Source organism: Streptomyces swartbergensis, from assembly GCF_002148965.1.
GTDB classification, from domain to species: Bacteria; Actinomycetota; Actinomycetes; order Streptomycetales; family Streptomycetaceae; genus Streptomyces; species Streptomyces swartbergensis.
The window spans coordinates 1-857 of sequence record NZ_NGFN01000784.1 but is presented as its reverse complement, the minus strand read 5'-3'; the positions used below and the strand labels follow the sequence as shown (position 1 = coordinate 857).

Here is an 857-nt window from a genome sequence, read left to right as displayed (position 1 = left end):
ACCCAGGGGGGATGCACCATGACGGACCCGACGCAGCCCGGCGGAGGCGGCGGCCACGATCCGTGGGCGCCCCCGGAGAACCGGCCGTCACTCGACAAGGACCAGCCCCCCACCGCAGGGCCGCCCTCCGTGCACGACCAGGCCACGGTCACCTCGATGAAGTGGGCGAAGTCGGTGAAGGAGAAGTAGTCGACCAGGGCAGCGGGATCGGTCGGGACCTTCGAGTCGGGGTGGCGGGCGGCCAGCTCGGACACGATCCGGGGGGAGGCGGAACCCACGTGGTGCACATGCAGTTCGGCCTTGGGCAGCCCGGCGACGAAGGCCTTCAGGTCGCGCGGGGCACGGGGGTCGACGAGATGCTCGGTCAAGGGTTCCTCCCCGGAACGGCGCCCCTGCCGGCGCGTGGCGGGCGGGCGCGGGTGATCGGCTGATCGATGACTCGGGCCCATCGTAGGCCGTGGGAAATCCCCCTGGGGGCGCGGGGAACCGCACGCTCAGCCCTCACGCACCCGCACTGTGACTCCCACCGAACGGCCCCGTAGCATGGCGGCACGATCGACCCAGGGGGGATGCACCATGACGGACCCGACGCAGCCCGGCGGAGGCGGCGGCCACGATCCGTGGGCGCCCCCGGAGAACCGGCCGTCACTCGACAAGGACCAGCCCCCCACCGCAGGGCCGCCCTCCGTGCACGACCAGGCCAGCCCCCCACCGCAGGGCCGCCCTCCGTGCACGACCAGGCCACGGTCACCTCGATGAAGTGGGCGAAGTCGGTGAAGGAGAAGTAGTCGACCAGGGCAGCGGGATCGGTCGGGACCTTCGAGTCGGGGTGGCGGGCGGCCAGCTCGGACACGATC

2 pseudogenes are annotated in these 857 nt (G+C 72.5%); both read right to left on the bottom strand.

Annotated elements, in window-relative coordinates:
- Nucleotides 1–368: pseudogene (locus CA983_RS48780) on the bottom strand (hypothetical protein); the annotation flags it as partial.
- Between the two features lie 380 nt (nt 369–748).
- A pseudogene (locus CA983_RS48770) lies at nt 749–857 on the bottom strand (adenosine deaminase); the annotation flags it as partial.